Consider the following 13652-nt stretch of genomic DNA (forward strand, 5'->3'; position numbering starts at 1 on the left):
CGCCGCCCCCGACGTGCCGGGGCCGCGGGCCCAGCGCGCCGCCCGCCCGGCGCCCACCACGACCAGCACCACCACCGACGTCCGTCCCCACCAGGAGGCCAGCCGTGTTCACCGGGATCGTTGAGGAGGTCGGCGAGGTCGTCGCCGTCGAGCGCGGGGCGGAGTCCGCGCGCCTGACGGTGCGGGGGCCGCTCGTGACGAGCGACGCCGTGCACGGCGCGTCGATCTGCGTCGACGGCGTCTGCCTCACGGTCGTCGACCAGCCCGACCCAGGGTGCTTCACGGTGGACGTGATGGCCGAGACGCTGTCCCGCAGCTCGTTGCGCGACGTGGCCCCCGGTCGACGGGTCAACCTCGAACGGGCGCTCGCCGCGAGCGGCCGCCTCGGCGGGCACATCGTCCAGGGCCACGTCGACGGCACCGGCACGGTCGTGGCCCGCACCCCGGGCGACGCGTGGGAGGTCGTGCGGGTCGCGATCCCGGCCGACCTGGCGCGCTACGTCGTGGAGAAGGGCTCGATCACCCTCGACGGCACGTCCCTCACGGTCAGCGGGGTCAGCGCGGTCGACGACCCGGCCCCGTGGCTGGAGGTCTCGCTGATCCCGACGACGCTCGAGGCGACCACGCTGGGCCGCCGCGAGCCGGGCTCGGTCGTCAACCTGGAGGTCGACGTCCTCGCCAAGTACGTCGAGCGGCTGGCCGCCGCGGCGCCGCGGCCGGTGGCGTCGTGACCGCAGCCACCGACGTCTCGGCGGCCGTCGCCGCGGCGCTGGAGTCCCTGGCCGCGGGCCGGCCCGTGCTGGTCACCGACGACGCCGACCGGGAGGACGAGGGCGACGTGGTGCTGGCCGCCGAGCTCGTCACGCCCGAGTGGCTGGGCTGGACGGTGCGGCACACGTCCGGCCTGCTGTGCGTGCCGATGTCGGCTGCGCGGGCCGCCGAGCTGGAGCTGCCGCCCATGGTCGCGCGCAACGAGGACTCCCGGCGCACCGACTACACCGTGAGCGTCGACGCGGCCGTCGGCGTGACGACGGGCATCTCCGCGGCCGACCGGGCCCGCACCGCGCGCGTGCTCGCGGACCCCGCGAGCACGGCGGGCGACCTGGTCCGGCCCGGCCACGTGTTCCCGCTGCGCGCCCGCCCGGGCGGCGTGCTGGAGCGGCCGGGGCACACCGAGGCGGCCGTCGACCTGTGCCGCCTCGCCGGGCTCGCGCCCGTCGGGGTGATCGCGGAGCTCGTCGAGGACGACGGCTCGATGTCGCGGTGGCCGCAGGTCACCGAGCTGGGACGGCGCCACTCGCTGCCCGTCCTCACCATCCACGACCTGCGCGCGCACCTCGCCGCCGCAGGAGGAACCACCGGAGGGACCACACCATGAGCGGCGACGGAAGCCCCGAGATCGAGGTCGACGGCACGGGCCTGCGCGTGGCGGTCGTCGCCGCGCGCTGGCACCACGAGGTCATGGAGGGGCTGATCGCGGGCGCCCGCCGCGGCCTGGCCGACGCGGGCGTCACCGACGTCACCGAGGTGCGCGTGCCGGGGGCGTTCGAGCTGCCCGTCGCCGCGGCCCGCCTCGCGGGGCGCGGCTTCGACGCCCTCGTGGCCCTCGGCGTCGTCATGCGCGGCGGCACCCCGCACTTCGAGTACGTCTGCAGCGCAGCGACGTCGGGCCTCACGCAGGTCGCGGTGACGACCGGGGTCCCGATCGGGTTCGGCGTCCTGACGGTCGACAACGAGTCGCAGGCGCTGCACCGCGCGGGCCTGCGCGGGTCGCGCGAGGACAAGGGCCGCGAGGCCGTGCTCGCGGCGCTGGAGACCGCCGTGGCGCTGCGCGAGGTGGCCCCGCTCTAGGATCAGGACACGTGAAGACCTTCGACGACCTGTTCGCGGAGCTGACGGACAAGGCCCGCACCCGCCCCGCCGGGTCCGGCACGGTCGTGGAGCTCGACGCCGGCGTGCACGCCATCGGCAAGAAGGTGGTCGAGGAGGCCGCCGAGGTGTGGATGGCCGCCGAGCACGAGTCGGCGGAGCGCACCGCCGAGGAGGTCTCGCAGCTGCTCTACCACCTGCAGGTGCTGCTCATCGCGCGCGGGCTGACGCTCGAGGACGTGTACGCGCACCTCTGAGCCGACGCGCCTCAGCCCCCCACCCGAACCGCCGAACCGAGGAGCCGCAGGAGTGCTGCGCATCGCCGTCCCCAACAAGGGGTCGCTGTCCGAGGCGGCCAGCGCGATGCTGCGCGAGGCCGGCTACAGCCAGCGCCGGGAGTCGCGGGAGCTGATCCTCGACGACCCGGACAACTCCGCGCAGTTCGTGTTCCTGCGGCCCCGCGACATCGCCCTCTACGTGGGCTCGGGCACGCTCGACTGCGGCATCACGGGCCGCGACCTGCTGCTGGACTCCCGCGCGCCCGCCGACGAGGTCCTCCCGCTCGGCTTCGCGCGCAGCACCTTCCGGTTCGCGGGGCGCCCCGGGACGGCGTCCTCGGTCGCCGACCTCGCGGGCCGCCGGATCGCCACGAGCTACTCCGGCCTGCTCGGCGAGCACCTGGCCGCGCACGGCGTCGAGGCCGACGTCGTCCACCTCGACGGCGCCGTCGAGACCGCCGTCGCGCTCGGCATCGCCGACGTGATCGCCGACGTCGTCGAGACGGGGTCCACGATGCGGGCCGCGGGCCTGGAGGTGTTCGGCGACCCCGTGATGCGCTCCGAGGCCGTCCTCGTGCGCCGGACCGGGGCCCCGCCCTCGCCCGCGGTCGACGTCCTCGTCCGCCGGCTGCAGGGCGTGCTCGTGGCCCGGCAGTACGTGATGGTCGACTACGACTGCCCCCGCACGCTCGTCGAGCGGGCGTGCGCGATCACGCCGGGGCTGGAGTCGCCCACGGTGTCGCCGCTCGCCGATCCCGACTGGGTCGCCGTGCGCGCCATGGTCGAGGCGCGCGCGACGAACCAGGTCATGGACGACCTCTACGACCTCGGCGCGCGGGCCATCCTCGCCACGAGCATCCACGCGGCGCGCCTGTGAGCGCTGCGCGTCCCGGCGCCCGGGTCGACGCCCCGTTCCGCCCGCGGCGGGCGCGGTGGGTGGGCTACCCGCTGGCCGCGCTGTTCCTGCTCGCCACGATCGCCCTGTCGATCTCCCTCGCCAGGGCGCCGCAGTCGGGCTGGACGGGGCTGGACACCGTCTTCGCGCTGCTCTTCGGCCTCGTCGTGGCGGGGGGCATCGCCCGCCTGGTCGCCGTGCGCGCCGTGCCGACCGAGGGGGCGCTCGTCGTGCGCAACATCGTCTACACGCGCCGCGTCGAGTGGGGCGCGATCCTCGGCGTGCGGTTCAGCGGGGAGAGCCCGTGGCTGACGCTGGACACCGACGACGGCGAGAACCTGGCGGTCATGGCCGTGCAGCGGGCCGACGGGCTGCACGCCGACGCCGAGGCGCTGCGCCTGGCCCGCCTCGTGGAGCGCCACGCCCCGCGAGCCGGCCGCGACGGCGACGCCGCCGGGCGCTGACGCGTCGCGACGTCAGGCGTCCGCCGGCTCCCGGACGAGACCCCCGCCCGGCCCGGGCGGGTCGCTGCGGAAGCGGACGTCGGCGCGGGCCCGCGTCTCCTCCCGCGCGAACAGCACCTCCTCCTGCGCGGCCCAGCGGCGCCAGTGCGGCCGGTAGGTCTCCCCGTCGCGCGCCATGCCGCGCGCGAAGCGCACCGCGGGCGCCGCGTCCAGCCACACCAGCAGGTCGACGTGCGCGGCGGGCTCGCGCGCGCCGCAGCCGACCCCCTCGACCACGACGACGGGCGCGGCCGGGACCACGACGAGCTCGCCGCGGCGCCCGGCCGCCCAGTCGTAGCGGCGGAAGCGCGCCGGCCGCCCCGCGCCGAGCGGGGCCAGGACCTCCGCGGTCAGCAGCGGCACGGCGGCCTCGAGACCGTCCCAGCCCGGGTAGAGGTCGTCCATGGCCACGACCGGCGCCCCGTCCAGGGCGTGCGCGAGCGCCGTGGCGAAGTCCGTCTTGCCCGCGCCCGAGGGCCCGTCGACGGCGACCACCGCCGGGCCCGGCCCCGCGTGCGGCCGGCGGCGCAGCCGGTCCACGACGAGGTCGACGGCCGCCGCGGTGCCCAGGACGCGCCCGGGCTCCGCCGGCGACCCGTCCCCGCTCAGAACCAGGTCTGGCACCACGGGGACTCGGGGGTGGCGAACAGGGCGTCCAGCCGCACGGCGCGGTCGGGGCACGCGGTGTGCAGCCGGCCCGCGCGGGCCAGGGCGGCCGCGGACCCGTCGCCGAGCAGCAGCGTCGCGAGGTCGCCGACGCCGAGGACGACGTCGGGCTCGCCGGTGCCGGCCGTGACCTCCGCGCACGCGTAGCCGTCCGGGCCCGCCGAGGCGCCGTCGACGTGCAGGCGCACGGTGCCGCCCGCGAGCCCGCGCGGGTCCTCCACCCGCAGGACGAGGGTGTCGTGGCCCAGGTAGCGCCGGGCGCACAGCGCCCCGGCGACGTCCAGGACGCGCACCCACAGGAAGTCGTCGACCGCGCCGTGCCGCACGGCGCGCGGGTCGAGGAGCAGCTGCGGGAGCAGCTCGTCGGCGGGCCGGTCGGGGACCGTCAGGGTGCGCACGAGGTCGATGGAGGCGACGAACTCCCACAGGTCGCGGTAGGCGCCCGTCGTGGTCGCGGTGAGGTCGAGCACGCGTCCCGTGGACGTCGACACCCGGGCGTCCCACGCCTCGGTGAGCTCGTAGACGACGTAGCCGTCGGCGGTCCCGGCCGCGTCGCGGTGCAGGGCGACGTGCGCGCCGCGCCCGAGCCGGCGCGGGCCGGGGGTGGTGAACCACTCGTCCCAGTCGACCGCGGGCCGCTGCAGGCCCCCGGGGCGGCTGCGGCGCGCCTCGTCGTGCACGCCCGCCAGCACGTCCCGCTCGGCGGCGGGGTCGACCAGCTCGAGGCGGCCGCCGTCGCCGCCGGGGGCGTCGGGGCGGAAGGCGACGCGGTCGCAGTCGACCGTCCACTGCGTCGAGCGGGTCGCCGGGCCGAACCCGAAGCGCCCGTAGATCGGGGCCTCCATGGCGATGAGCGCGGCCAGCGCGTGACCGCTCTCGCGGGCCTCGGCGAGGTCCCGGGTCATCAGGGTGCTGAGGATGCGCCGCCGGCGGTGCGTGGGCAGGACCGCCACCGACGAGATCGCGTCGACGGTCACCGGGCCGGACCCCGGCATCGTCACCTCGAGGTCGTAGGAGCGGAACGTCCCGACGGGACGGTCGCCGTCGTAGGCCGCGCGCAGCCGGTGGCCGGCCACCTGGCGGCGCCGGGCCGCGAGGTCGGCCTCGTCGGGGGCCTTCTCCAGGAACGCGGTGCGGGGCACCCGCGACCACGCGTCGACGGCCGCGGTGTCGTCGGTGTCGACGGTGGTGAAGGTCAGGTCGGGGCTCGGCACGCGGCCGACGGTATCCGGCGGGCCGGGCCCCCGCGCCCGACGGGGAGGGCGGCACGGGCCGGCGGGCGTCACTACGCTGGCGCGCGTGAGCGTCGCCGTGCGAGTCATCCCCTGCCTGGACGTCGACGCCGGACGCGTCGTGAAGGGCGTGAACTTCGCCGACCTGCGCGACGCCGGCGACCCCGTGGAGCTGGCCCGCCGCTACGACGCCGAGGGCGCCGACGAGCTGACCTTCCTCGACGTCACGGCGTCGTCGGCGAGCCGGGAGACCACCTACGACGTCGTGTCCCGGACCGCGGAGCAGGTCTTCATCCCCCTCACGGTGGGCGGCGGCGTCCGCGCCGTCGCCGACGTCGAGCGACTGCTGCGCGCCGGCGCCGACAAGGTGGGCGTCAACACCGCGGCCATCGCCCGGCCGGAGCTCATCGCCGAGATCGCCGACCGCTTCGGCGCGCAGGTCCTCGTCCTGTCCGTGGACGCTCGCCGCACGCTGCCGGGGGAGCCGACGACGCCGTCGGGCTACGAGGTCACGACGCACGGCGGCCGCCGCGGCACCGGCCTGGACGCCGTGGAGTGGGCCGCCCGCGCCGCCGAGCTCGGGGCCGGGGAGGTCCTGCTGAACTCGATGGACGCCGACGGCACCAAGGCCGGGTTCGACCTCGCGATGCTGGCCGCGGTGCGCGAGCGCGTCCGCGTCCCCCTCATCGCCAGCGGCGGGGCCGGCGCGGTGGGGCACTTCCCCCCGGCCGTGGCCGCGGGCGCCGACGCCGTGCTCGCCGCGAGCGTCTTCCACTTCCAGCAGCTCACGGTCGGTGAGGTCAAGGACGCCCTGCGCGCCGCGGGGCACCCCGTCCGCTGAGACCCGTGCGGCGGGCCCGCGTCCCGCGAGGTCCTCAGGCGGGGTAGGCGGCCAGGAACCGCGCGACCGCGTCCGGCGAGCCGTCGACCGCGACCCGCGCGACGGGCCGGCGCCCGAACGCGTGCAGCAGCAGCTCCTGCGGCTCGCCCGTGAGGCTGACCGCGACCGGGCCGCGGCGCACGACGGCGCGCGGGCCGCTCGGGGCGACGAGGACGACGCCCGTCCCGCTGCGGCGGTAGGCGAAGCGGCCCATCGTGCGCACGAGCTTCCAGAGCGCGGCCGACTCCCCGCGCGGCAGCTCGCGCGGCGCCGCCCCGGCCCCGGCGCGGCGCACGTCCTCGTGGTGCACGTAGAACTCGGCCCGGTTCACCAGGTCGTCGACGACCCGCAGCCGCGTCGGCGCGGGCCCGGTCGGCCCGCGGCGGACCCGGTCCACGAGCTCCTCGAAGGGCAGGGCCGCGAGCTCGTCCTGCACGCGGCGGGCGTGCTCGCGCAGCGGCGGCAGCGCCTGGCCCAGCGCCACGTCGGGCCGGCTGTCGCGCACGACGAGGTGGACGAGGAGGTCGCGCACCACCCAGCCCTCGCACAGCGTCGGGGCGTCGGGCCCGGCGCGCAGCGCCTCGTCGCAGAGGGCGGCGCGTTCACGGGCGGCGTCGGTGACGGGCATGGGCGGATCGTGGCACGGCGGCCCGCGCGCAGCCCAGCGGGGAGGCGGGCCTGGTCTGCGCGGTCGTGCAGCAGCACGACACGCGCGAGGTCCTCATGGTCGCCTGGATGGACGACGAGGCGCTCGCGCACACGCTGGGCACCGGCCGCGCGACCTACTTCAGCCGCAGCCGGCAGCAGCTGTGGCGCAAGGGCGACACCTCCGGGCACGTGCAGTGGGTGAAGCGGGTCTCGCTGGACTGCGACGGCGACGCCCTGCTGGTCGAGGTCGACCAGGTCGGGGCGGCCTGCCACACGGGCCACGCCACCTGCTTCGACGCCTCCCCCCTGCCCGTGGTCGTCGGCCCCGCGGCGGCCGACGCGTCCGGCGCGGGCCGGCCGGCGTGAGCGGGAGCACCCCCACCGCCGCGCCGGCCCCCGACGCGCGCCGCCGCGCCGGCCGGGAGCGCGGCTCGCTGCTGCTGCTCGGGCTCGCCGGGGCCGTCGTGGTGCTCGCCGCCGGCGCGCCGACGTGGGTCGCCGGCCGGGTCGCGGCCACCACCGGGGACACCGCGGTCCTCGCCGACGGCCGGACCGCGGCCCCCCTCGCGACGGCGCTCGGCCTGGTGGCGCTCGCGGCCGTCGTGGCGGTCACGATCGGCCGGCGCGTGGCCCGGGTCCTCGCGGCGGCGGCGCTGCTGCTCGCGGGGGTCGGCGTCGTGGTCGCCTCGCTCGGGGCGCTCACGTCCCCGGAGGAGGCGCTGAGCTCGCCCGCGCGGGCGGCGAGCGGCCGCTCGACGGCGGCGGTCACGGGCGCGGACGTCGCGCCCTGGCCGGTCGTGTCCGCGGCGGGCGGCGTCCTGGTCGGCGTCGCGGGGCTGGGCGTGCTGGCCCGCGGCCGCCGCTGGTCGACCTCCACGCGCCACGAGCGGGACGCGGTCGTGCTGGTGCCCGCGAGCCCGGCCGAGGACCCCGCGGCCGCGTGGGACTCGCTGACCCACGGCGAGGACCCGACGACGCGCTGATGCGCGCGCGCCGACCCCGGCGCGCCCGGGGGACGCGTCCCGGTCCGGCGCCGGGGCGCGACCCCCGGTACCCTGGTCCGACACCGGTCCGGACCGCTCGGCCGGCCCCACCCCACGCCGAGGAGCACCCGTGAGCAGCCAGTCCTCCGCCCGCGACGGCCAGGGCGGCCCGACGGCCCAGCCCGCGCGCAACGGCCAGACCGAGCGCACCGGCAACGAGACGCACGCGGACATCGTCGACGAGCACGGCCACGGGCACACCGTGGCAGCCTGGGCGGGCGTCGCGGTCGGTCTCCTGGGCTTCGCGGTCCTCTGCCTCGCGGTCGTCTTCCCCAGCCTCACGTGGGGGATCGTCGGCGGTGTGATCATCCTGCTGGCCCTCGTCGTGGCGTCCGTGCTCTCGCGCATGGGCTACGGCGTCAAGCGGTCGTCGGGCGGGGCAGCGGGCATCGGGCGCGCGCAGCACTGACCTCGGCACGACGCCGGGTCCACGACGCCGGGTCCACGACACCGACACCGGTCCCTCAGCGGCGCCGCGCCCCGACGGGGTGCGGCGCCGTCGTGCGTGGGGGGTGCGCGCGCAGGAGTCGTCCCGCCGGCCCCGAGGGGGAGCCGTGGCGGCCGTGTGACGCTGTGCACGGCGGCACGGCCGGGCCCCGGCGCGGGACTAGCATGCGAGGCGTGACGGTCCTCGACGACATCCTCGACGGCGTCCGCGAGGACCTCGCGGCCCGGCGTGAGCACACCTCGCTCGACGAGCTGAAGGAGCGGGCCCACCGGCAGGTGCCGGCCAAGGACGCGCAGGGCCTGCTGCGCCCGCGCGACAGCGAGCAGAGCGGCGTGAAGGTGATCGCGGAGGTCAAGCGCCGCAGCCCGTCCAAGGGCGCGCTGGCCGAGATCGCCGACCCCGCGGCCCTGGCCACCCAGTACGAGCTCGGCGGGGCCAGCGTCATCAGCGTGCTCACCGAGCAGCGCCGCTTCGGCGGCAGCCTCGACGACCTGCGCGCCGTGCGCTGCGCGGTCGAGGTCCCGGTGCTGCGCAAGGACTTCGTCGTCGGCTCCTACCAGCTGTGGGAGGCCCGCGCGTGGGGTGCGGACGTCGTGCTGCTCATCGTCGCGGCGCTCGAGCAGGACGCGCTCGTGTCGCTCGTGGAGCGCACGCACTCGCTGGGGATGACGGCGCTCGTGGAGGTGCACGACGCCGACGAGGTCGCGCGCGCGGTCGACGCCGACGCCCGCGTCATCGGGGTCAACGCCCGCAACCTCAAGACGCTCGAGGTGGACAACCGCACGTTCCACGACCTCGCCCCGCTCATCCCCGACCGCATCGTCAAGGTCGCGGAGTCCGGCGTGCAGGGCCCCCGCGACGTCGTGGAGTACGCCCGCGCCGGGGCCGACGCGGTCCTGGTGGGCGAGACGCTCGTGCGCGGCGACGACCCCCGGCGGGCGGTGGCCGACCTGGTCGCCGCCGGCGCCCACCCGGCCGTGCAGGCGGTGCGCCCGTGACCACCGTCGACCACCCCACCCCCGTCGTCGCGCCGTCCTTCGGCCCGGAGCCCCTCGCGGGCGAGCGCGGGCCGTACTTCGGCGCCTTCGGCGGCCGCTTCGTCCCCGAGGCGCTCGTGGCCGCGCTCGACGAGATCGACGCCGCCCACCGCTCGGCCATGTCGGACCCGGCGTTCGTCGAGGAGCTGGCCGAGCTGCACCGGACGTACTCCGGCCGGCCGAGCATCATCACCGAGGTCCCCCGCTTCGCGGCGCACGCCGGCGGGGCGCGGATCCTGCTCAAGCGCGAGGACCTGAACCACACCGGCTCGCACAAGATCAACAACGTGCTGGGCCAGGCGCTGCTGACCAAGCGGATGGGCAAGCGGCGGGTCATCGCCGAGACGGGCGCGGGCCAGCACGGCGTCGCGACCGCGACGGCCGCCGCCCTCATGGGCCTGGAGTGCGTCGTCTACATGGGCGAGGAGGACACCCGCCGGCAGGCGCTCAACGTCGCCCGCATGCGGCTGCTGGGCGCCACGGTCGTCCCGGTCACCGCCGGCAGCCGGACGCTCAAGGACGCCGTGAACGAGGCCTTCCGCGACTGGGTCGCCTCGGTCGACACGACGCACTACGTCTTCGGCACGGTCGCCGGGCCCCACCCGTTCCCGGTGCTCGTGCGCGACTACCAGCGGATCATCGGCGTCGAGGCCCGCGAGCAGGTCCAGGGGATGACGGGCCGCCTGCCCGACGCGGTGTGCGCCTGCGTCGGCGGCGGCTCGAACGCCATCGGCATCTTCCACGCCTTCCTCGAGGACACCGACGTGCGGCTCTTCGGCTTCGAGGCCGGGGGCGACGGCGTCGCGACGGGCCGGCACGCGTCCTCGATCACGGGCGGCGCCCCGGGCGTCTTCCAGGGCGCGCGGAGCTTCGTCCTGCAGGACGAGGACGGTCAGACCGTGGAGTCGCACTCGATCTCCGCGGGCCTCGACTACCCGGGCGTCGGCCCCGAGCACTCCTGGCTCGGCGACAGCGGCCGCGCGACGTACCGCTCCGTCACCGACCGCGAGGCCATGGAGGCCTTCAAGCTGCTGTGCCGCACCGAGGGGATCATCCCGGCGATCGAGAGCGCGCACGCGCTGCACGGCGCGCTGGGCGTGGCCCGCGAGCTCGGGCCCGACGCGGTCGTGCTGGTCAACCTCTCGGGCCGGGGGGACAAGGACGTCGACACCGCCGCGCGGTGGTTCGACCTCGTCAGCGACGAGGACCTGGTGGCCTCCGAGGCGGAGCGGGTCGCGGACGCGCCCGAGGACACGGAGGGGTCGGGATGGTGAGCACCGCGACGACGAGCACGGCCGCCGCGGCGGTCGACGGGGCGTTGGCCGAGGGCCGTGCGGCGCTGGTCGCCTACCTGCCCGTGGGCTTCCCCGACGTGGCCGCGAGCGTGGAGGCCGCGAAGGCCGCGGTCGACGGCGGTGCCGACGTCGTGGAGCTCGGGCTGCCGTACTCCGACCCGACCATGGACGGCGTGACGATCCAGCGCGCCGTGGACGTCGCGCTCGCGCAGCGCACGCGGCCCGCGGACGTGCTGCGCGCCGTCGAGGCGGTCGCCGCGACCGGTGCCGCGGTGCTCGTCATGACGTACTGGCCGCCGATCGACCGCTACGGCGTCGACCGCTTCGCGCGCGACCTGGCCTCGGCCGGGGGCGCGGGGCTCATCACGCCCGACCTCATCCCCGACGAGGCCGGCGCCTGGATCGGCGCGAGCGAGGCCGAGGACCTCGAGCGGGTGTTCCTCGTGGCCCCGAGCTCGACCGACGCCCGCCTGGCCCTCACGGCCGAGCGCAGCCGCGGCTTCGTCTACGCCGCGTCCCTCATGGGCACCACGGGCGCCCGCGCGACGGTCGGCGCCGGGGCCCGGCAGCTCGTCGAGCGCACGCGCGCCGCAGGCGCCGAGCGGGTGTGCGTCGGCCTGGGCGTCTCCACGCCCGACCAGGCCGCGGAGGTCGCGGGGTACGCCGACGGCGTCATCGTCGGCTCGGCCTTCGTGAGCCGTCTGCTCGACGCCGAGGACACCGCGGCCGGCGTGCGGGCCGTGGGGCAGCTCGCGGCCGACCTGTCCGCCGGCATCCGCCGCGCCTGAGGAACGCGCGCCCGCCCGGGCGCGTCCGACCGATCCGCCGGGAGCCGCGGCCCCCGGCACCCCGTCGTGGCCGGCCACCGTCGTGGTCGGCCACCGTCGTGCCCGAGCGCCCGAGGAGAGTCCGTGAGCACCAAGAAGCGCCCCGGTGGCCACCCCGCCCGTGCGGGGGAGGCGCAGGACGCCCGCGCGGCGCGGCAGGCCAAGGCGGCCGCGCTGCGCGAGCGGGAGAAGGCGCGCGAGCGCAGCCGCCGGGTGCTGCTCATCACCGTCGCGGTCGTCGTCGTCCTCGCGATCGTGGCCACGGTCGTCGTCCTCGTGCAGCGCCAGCGCGAGGACACCGCCCGCACCGCGGCGGCGAGCACGGCCGGCCCCGCGGCGCCCAACGCGGTCGCGGCCGACGGCGGCATCAAGCTCCCGGGCACGCCCGCGGCCGGCGCGCCCACCGTGGACATCTGGCTGGACTACCAGTGCCCCGTCTGCAAGCGCTTCGAGGACTTCGGCGGTCAGGCCTACGTCGACCTCGCGGCCCAGGGCAAGGCTGAGGTCGTCGTGCACACGCTCACCTTCCTCGACGAGAACCTCGGCACCGCCCCCTCCTCCCAGCTCGCGGCCGAGGGGGCCGCGGCCGCCGATGCGCAGGGCAAGTTCGTCCAGTACACGCAGACCCTCTACGCGAACCAGCCGGCCGAGGGCGAGGGCTACACGGCCGACTCGCTGCAGGCGCTCGCCGAGCAGGTCGACGGGCTGGACGTCGCGGCCTGGCGCAAGGCCCTGGACGACCACGTCTACGCGGCCTACGTCGAGCGCGTGCAGGCCCAGATGGAGCCGAAGGGCGTGCAGGGCACCCCGACCGTGCGGGTGACCTCGCCGTCGGGGACGGTCACGGAGGTCCCGGCGGCGCAGCTGCTGACCGCCTCGGCGCCGCAGGACCTCGCGGCCGCCGTCCAGAAGGCGACGGGCGCGTGATCACCGGCCTGCCCGCGGTGCTCCCGAGCCCGACCGTCGCGGTCTGGTACCTCGGCCCGCTGCCCGTGCGGGCCTACGCCCTGTGCATCATCGCGGGCATCGTCGCCGCGGTGTGGATCGCGGAGAAGCGCTTCCGCGCGCGCGGCGGCCGCCCGGACTTCATCCTCGACATGGCCGTGTGGGCGGTGCCGTTCGGCATCGTCGGCGCGCGGATCTACCACGTCATCACCTCCCCCCAGGCCTACTTCGGCGAGGACGGCGACCCGGTCCGCGCGCTGAAGATCTGGGACGGGGGCCTGGGCATCTGGGGCGCGATCGCCGCCGGGGCGCTGGGCGCGTGGATCGCGGCCCGCCGCGCGGGGTACCGGTTCGCGCCCGTCGCCGACGCCGTGGCGCCCGCGCTCCTGGTCGCGCAGGCGCTGGGCCGCTGGGGGAACTGGTTCAACAACGAGCTGTACGGCCGGGCGACCGACCTGCCGTGGGCGCTGACCATCCACGAGTGGGACGGGGTGCGGGGCCGCGCCGTGCTCGGCCCGGACGGCACGCCCGAGGTCCTCGGCACCTTCCACCCGACGTTCCTGTACGAGTCGCTGTGGTGCCTGGCGGCCGCCGTGGTCCTCGTGCGGCTCGACCGGCGGTACCGGTTGCGCCACGGCCAGGTGTTCCTGCTGTACGTCGTCCTGTACTGCGCGGGGCGGTCGTGGTTCGAGGCGCTGCGCATCGACGAGGCCAACGACATCCTCGGCCTGCGGGTGAACACGTGGGTCGCGGGCGTCGTCCTGGTCGTCGCCCTGGCCGCCTTCGTGCGCTCCCGCCGCCGGCACCGCGGTGCCGCCGACGAGCTCGGCGACGTCGTCCGTCCGGCCGGCGGGGAGCAGGTACCCTCGGCCTCGTCAGTGGAGGGCGCATCCCCGTCCGGTGACGCTGCGAGCGTGGCTGACGAACGGACCGTCACTCAGCCCCAGGAGCAACCCCGCCAGGGACCAGACCGCCCGTCCACGTGACGGAGTCGTGACGTCGAGTGCAGATTCGGCGTGGACCTCTGGCGTTACAGTGAGGTGAACGCAGGCCAGCGCCGCCCTGCGCTCGGGACGCACGCCCCCA

At 76.9% G+C, this 13652-nt stretch carries 16 protein-coding genes and 2 pseudogenes; 15 read left to right on the forward strand and 3 right to left on the reverse strand.

Going from position 1 to position 13652, the window contains the following annotated elements:
- Positions 1-104: 104 nt before the first annotated feature.
- The 6 genes and pseudogenes from GTR02_RS05515 (at position 105) to GTR02_RS05540 (ending at position 3506) form a co-directional block, all read left to right on the forward strand.
- Positions 105-731 (forward strand): riboflavin synthase, encoded by a 627-nt coding sequence (locus GTR02_RS05515; RefSeq protein ID WP_166606476.1) that lies wholly within the window; start codon positions 105-107, stop codon positions 729-731.
- Between the two features lie 47 nt (positions 732-778).
- Positions 779-1345, forward strand: a pseudogene (ribB, locus tag GTR02_RS05520) (3,4-dihydroxy-2-butanone-4-phosphate synthase); the annotation flags it as partial.
- Between the two features lie 29 nt (positions 1346-1374).
- Entirely contained in the window at positions 1375-1851 is a 477-nt protein-coding gene (gene ribH / locus GTR02_RS05525; RefSeq protein WP_166606478.1) for a 6,7-dimethyl-8-ribityllumazine synthase, read from the forward strand.
- Positions 1852-1862: 11 nt separating this feature from the next.
- On the forward strand, positions 1863-2126 hold the full coding sequence (locus GTR02_RS05530) for a phosphoribosyl-ATP diphosphatase (protein ID WP_166606479.1): 264 nt from the start codon (positions 1863-1865) through the stop codon (positions 2124-2126).
- Positions 2127-2178: 52 nt separating this feature from the next.
- Positions 2179-3024, forward strand: coding sequence for an ATP phosphoribosyltransferase (gene hisG, locus GTR02_RS05535; protein ID WP_166606480.1), 846 nt, complete (start codon positions 2179-2181; stop codon positions 3022-3024).
- On the forward strand, positions 3021-3506 hold the full coding sequence (locus tag GTR02_RS05540) for a PH domain-containing protein (RefSeq protein WP_166606481.1): 486 nt from the start codon (positions 3021-3023) through the stop codon (positions 3504-3506). The genes hisG and GTR02_RS05540 overlap by 4 nt, the downstream gene beginning before the upstream one ends.
- 12 nt (positions 3507-3518) lie before the next feature.
- Here GTR02_RS05540 and GTR02_RS05545 read toward each other — a convergent pair whose 3' ends face one another.
- Both GTR02_RS05545 and GTR02_RS05550 read right to left on the reverse strand, forming a co-directional pair.
- Positions 3519-4169 (reverse strand): nucleoside/nucleotide kinase family protein, encoded by a 651-nt coding sequence (locus GTR02_RS05545; protein ID WP_205708696.1) that lies wholly within the window; start codon positions 4167-4169, stop codon positions 3519-3521.
- The gene (locus GTR02_RS05550; RefSeq protein ID WP_166606482.1) at positions 4151-5425 is read right to left on the reverse strand and encodes a GNAT family N-acetyltransferase; all 1275 of its coding nucleotides are present in this window, start codon (positions 5423-5425) and stop codon (positions 4151-4153) included. The genes GTR02_RS05545 and GTR02_RS05550 overlap by 19 nt, the downstream gene beginning before the upstream one ends.
- An 85-nt stretch (positions 5426-5510) precedes the next feature.
- Between GTR02_RS05550 and hisF the strand changes: the two genes are divergently transcribed.
- Positions 5511-6284: an imidazole glycerol phosphate synthase subunit HisF gene (gene hisF, locus GTR02_RS05555; protein WP_166606483.1), complete on the forward strand. Its 774-nt coding sequence runs from the start codon at positions 5511-5513 to the stop codon at positions 6282-6284.
- 34 nt (positions 6285-6318) lie between these two features.
- Here the strand turns inward: hisF and GTR02_RS05560 are convergent, their stop codons facing one another.
- Positions 6319-6951 (reverse strand): TIGR03085 family metal-binding protein, encoded by a 633-nt coding sequence (locus GTR02_RS05560; RefSeq protein WP_166606484.1) that lies wholly within the window; start codon positions 6949-6951, stop codon positions 6319-6321.
- 44 nt (positions 6952-6995) lie between these two features.
- Here GTR02_RS05560 and hisI point away from each other — a divergent pair.
- The 8 genes and pseudogenes from hisI to lgt form a co-directional block, all read left to right on the forward strand.
- Positions 6996-7337, forward strand: a pseudogene (gene hisI, locus GTR02_RS05565) (phosphoribosyl-AMP cyclohydrolase); the annotation flags it as partial.
- Positions 7334-7954: a Trp biosynthesis-associated membrane protein gene (locus GTR02_RS05570; protein WP_166606485.1), complete on the forward strand. Its 621-nt coding sequence runs from the start codon at positions 7334-7336 to the stop codon at positions 7952-7954. The pseudogene hisI and the gene GTR02_RS05570, both read left to right, overlap by 4 nt.
- A 130-nt stretch (positions 7955-8084) precedes the next feature.
- Positions 8085-8423: an HGxxPAAW family protein gene (locus GTR02_RS05575; RefSeq protein ID WP_166606486.1), complete on the forward strand. Its 339-nt coding sequence runs from the start codon at positions 8085-8087 to the stop codon at positions 8421-8423.
- 212 nt (positions 8424-8635) lie between these two features.
- Positions 8636-9460 carry an indole-3-glycerol phosphate synthase TrpC gene (trpC, locus tag GTR02_RS05580; RefSeq protein ID WP_166606487.1) on the forward strand — a complete coding sequence of 275 codons (825 nt, stop codon included), beginning with the start codon at positions 8636-8638 and terminating at the stop codon, positions 9458-9460.
- The gene (gene trpB, locus GTR02_RS05585) at positions 9457-10773 is read left to right on the forward strand and encodes a tryptophan synthase subunit beta (RefSeq protein ID WP_166606488.1); all 1317 of its coding nucleotides are present in this window, start codon (positions 9457-9459) and stop codon (positions 10771-10773) included. Before trpC ends, trpB begins: the two co-directional genes overlap by 4 nt.
- Positions 10767-11582, forward strand: a complete 816-nt coding sequence (trpA, locus tag GTR02_RS05590; protein WP_166606489.1) for a tryptophan synthase subunit alpha — start codon at positions 10767-10769, stop codon at positions 11580-11582. The genes trpB and trpA overlap by 7 nt, the downstream gene beginning before the upstream one ends.
- A gap of 123 nt (positions 11583-11705) precedes the next feature.
- Entirely contained in the window at positions 11706-12548 is an 843-nt protein-coding gene (locus tag GTR02_RS22785) for a thioredoxin domain-containing protein (RefSeq protein WP_166606490.1), read from the forward strand.
- A complete protein-coding gene (lgt, locus tag GTR02_RS05600; protein WP_166606500.1) occupies positions 12548-13552 on the forward strand; it encodes a prolipoprotein diacylglyceryl transferase in 1005 nt (334 codons plus the stop codon). The genes GTR02_RS22785 and lgt overlap by 1 nt, the downstream gene beginning before the upstream one ends.
- The last annotated feature ends 100 nt before the right edge of the window (positions 13553-13652 follow it).

The organism is Kineococcus siccus, assembly GCF_009906795.1.
Lineage (GTDB): Bacteria > Actinomycetota > Actinomycetes > Actinomycetales > Kineococcaceae > Kineococcus > Kineococcus siccus.

Bases quoted from the DNA above. Each gene is read 5' to 3' on its own strand.
- ribH (WP_166606478.1), top strand. From the start codon at position 1,375: ATGAGCGGCGACGGAAGCCCCGAGATCGAGGTCGACGGCACGGGCCTG.
- GTR02_RS05560 (WP_166606484.1), bottom strand. From the start codon at position 6,951: ATGCCCGTCACCGACGCCGCCCGTGAACGCGCCGCCCTCTGCGACGAG.
- trpA (WP_166606489.1), top strand. From the start codon at position 10,767: ATGGTGAGCACCGCGACGACGAGCACGGCCGCCGCGGCGGTCGACGGG.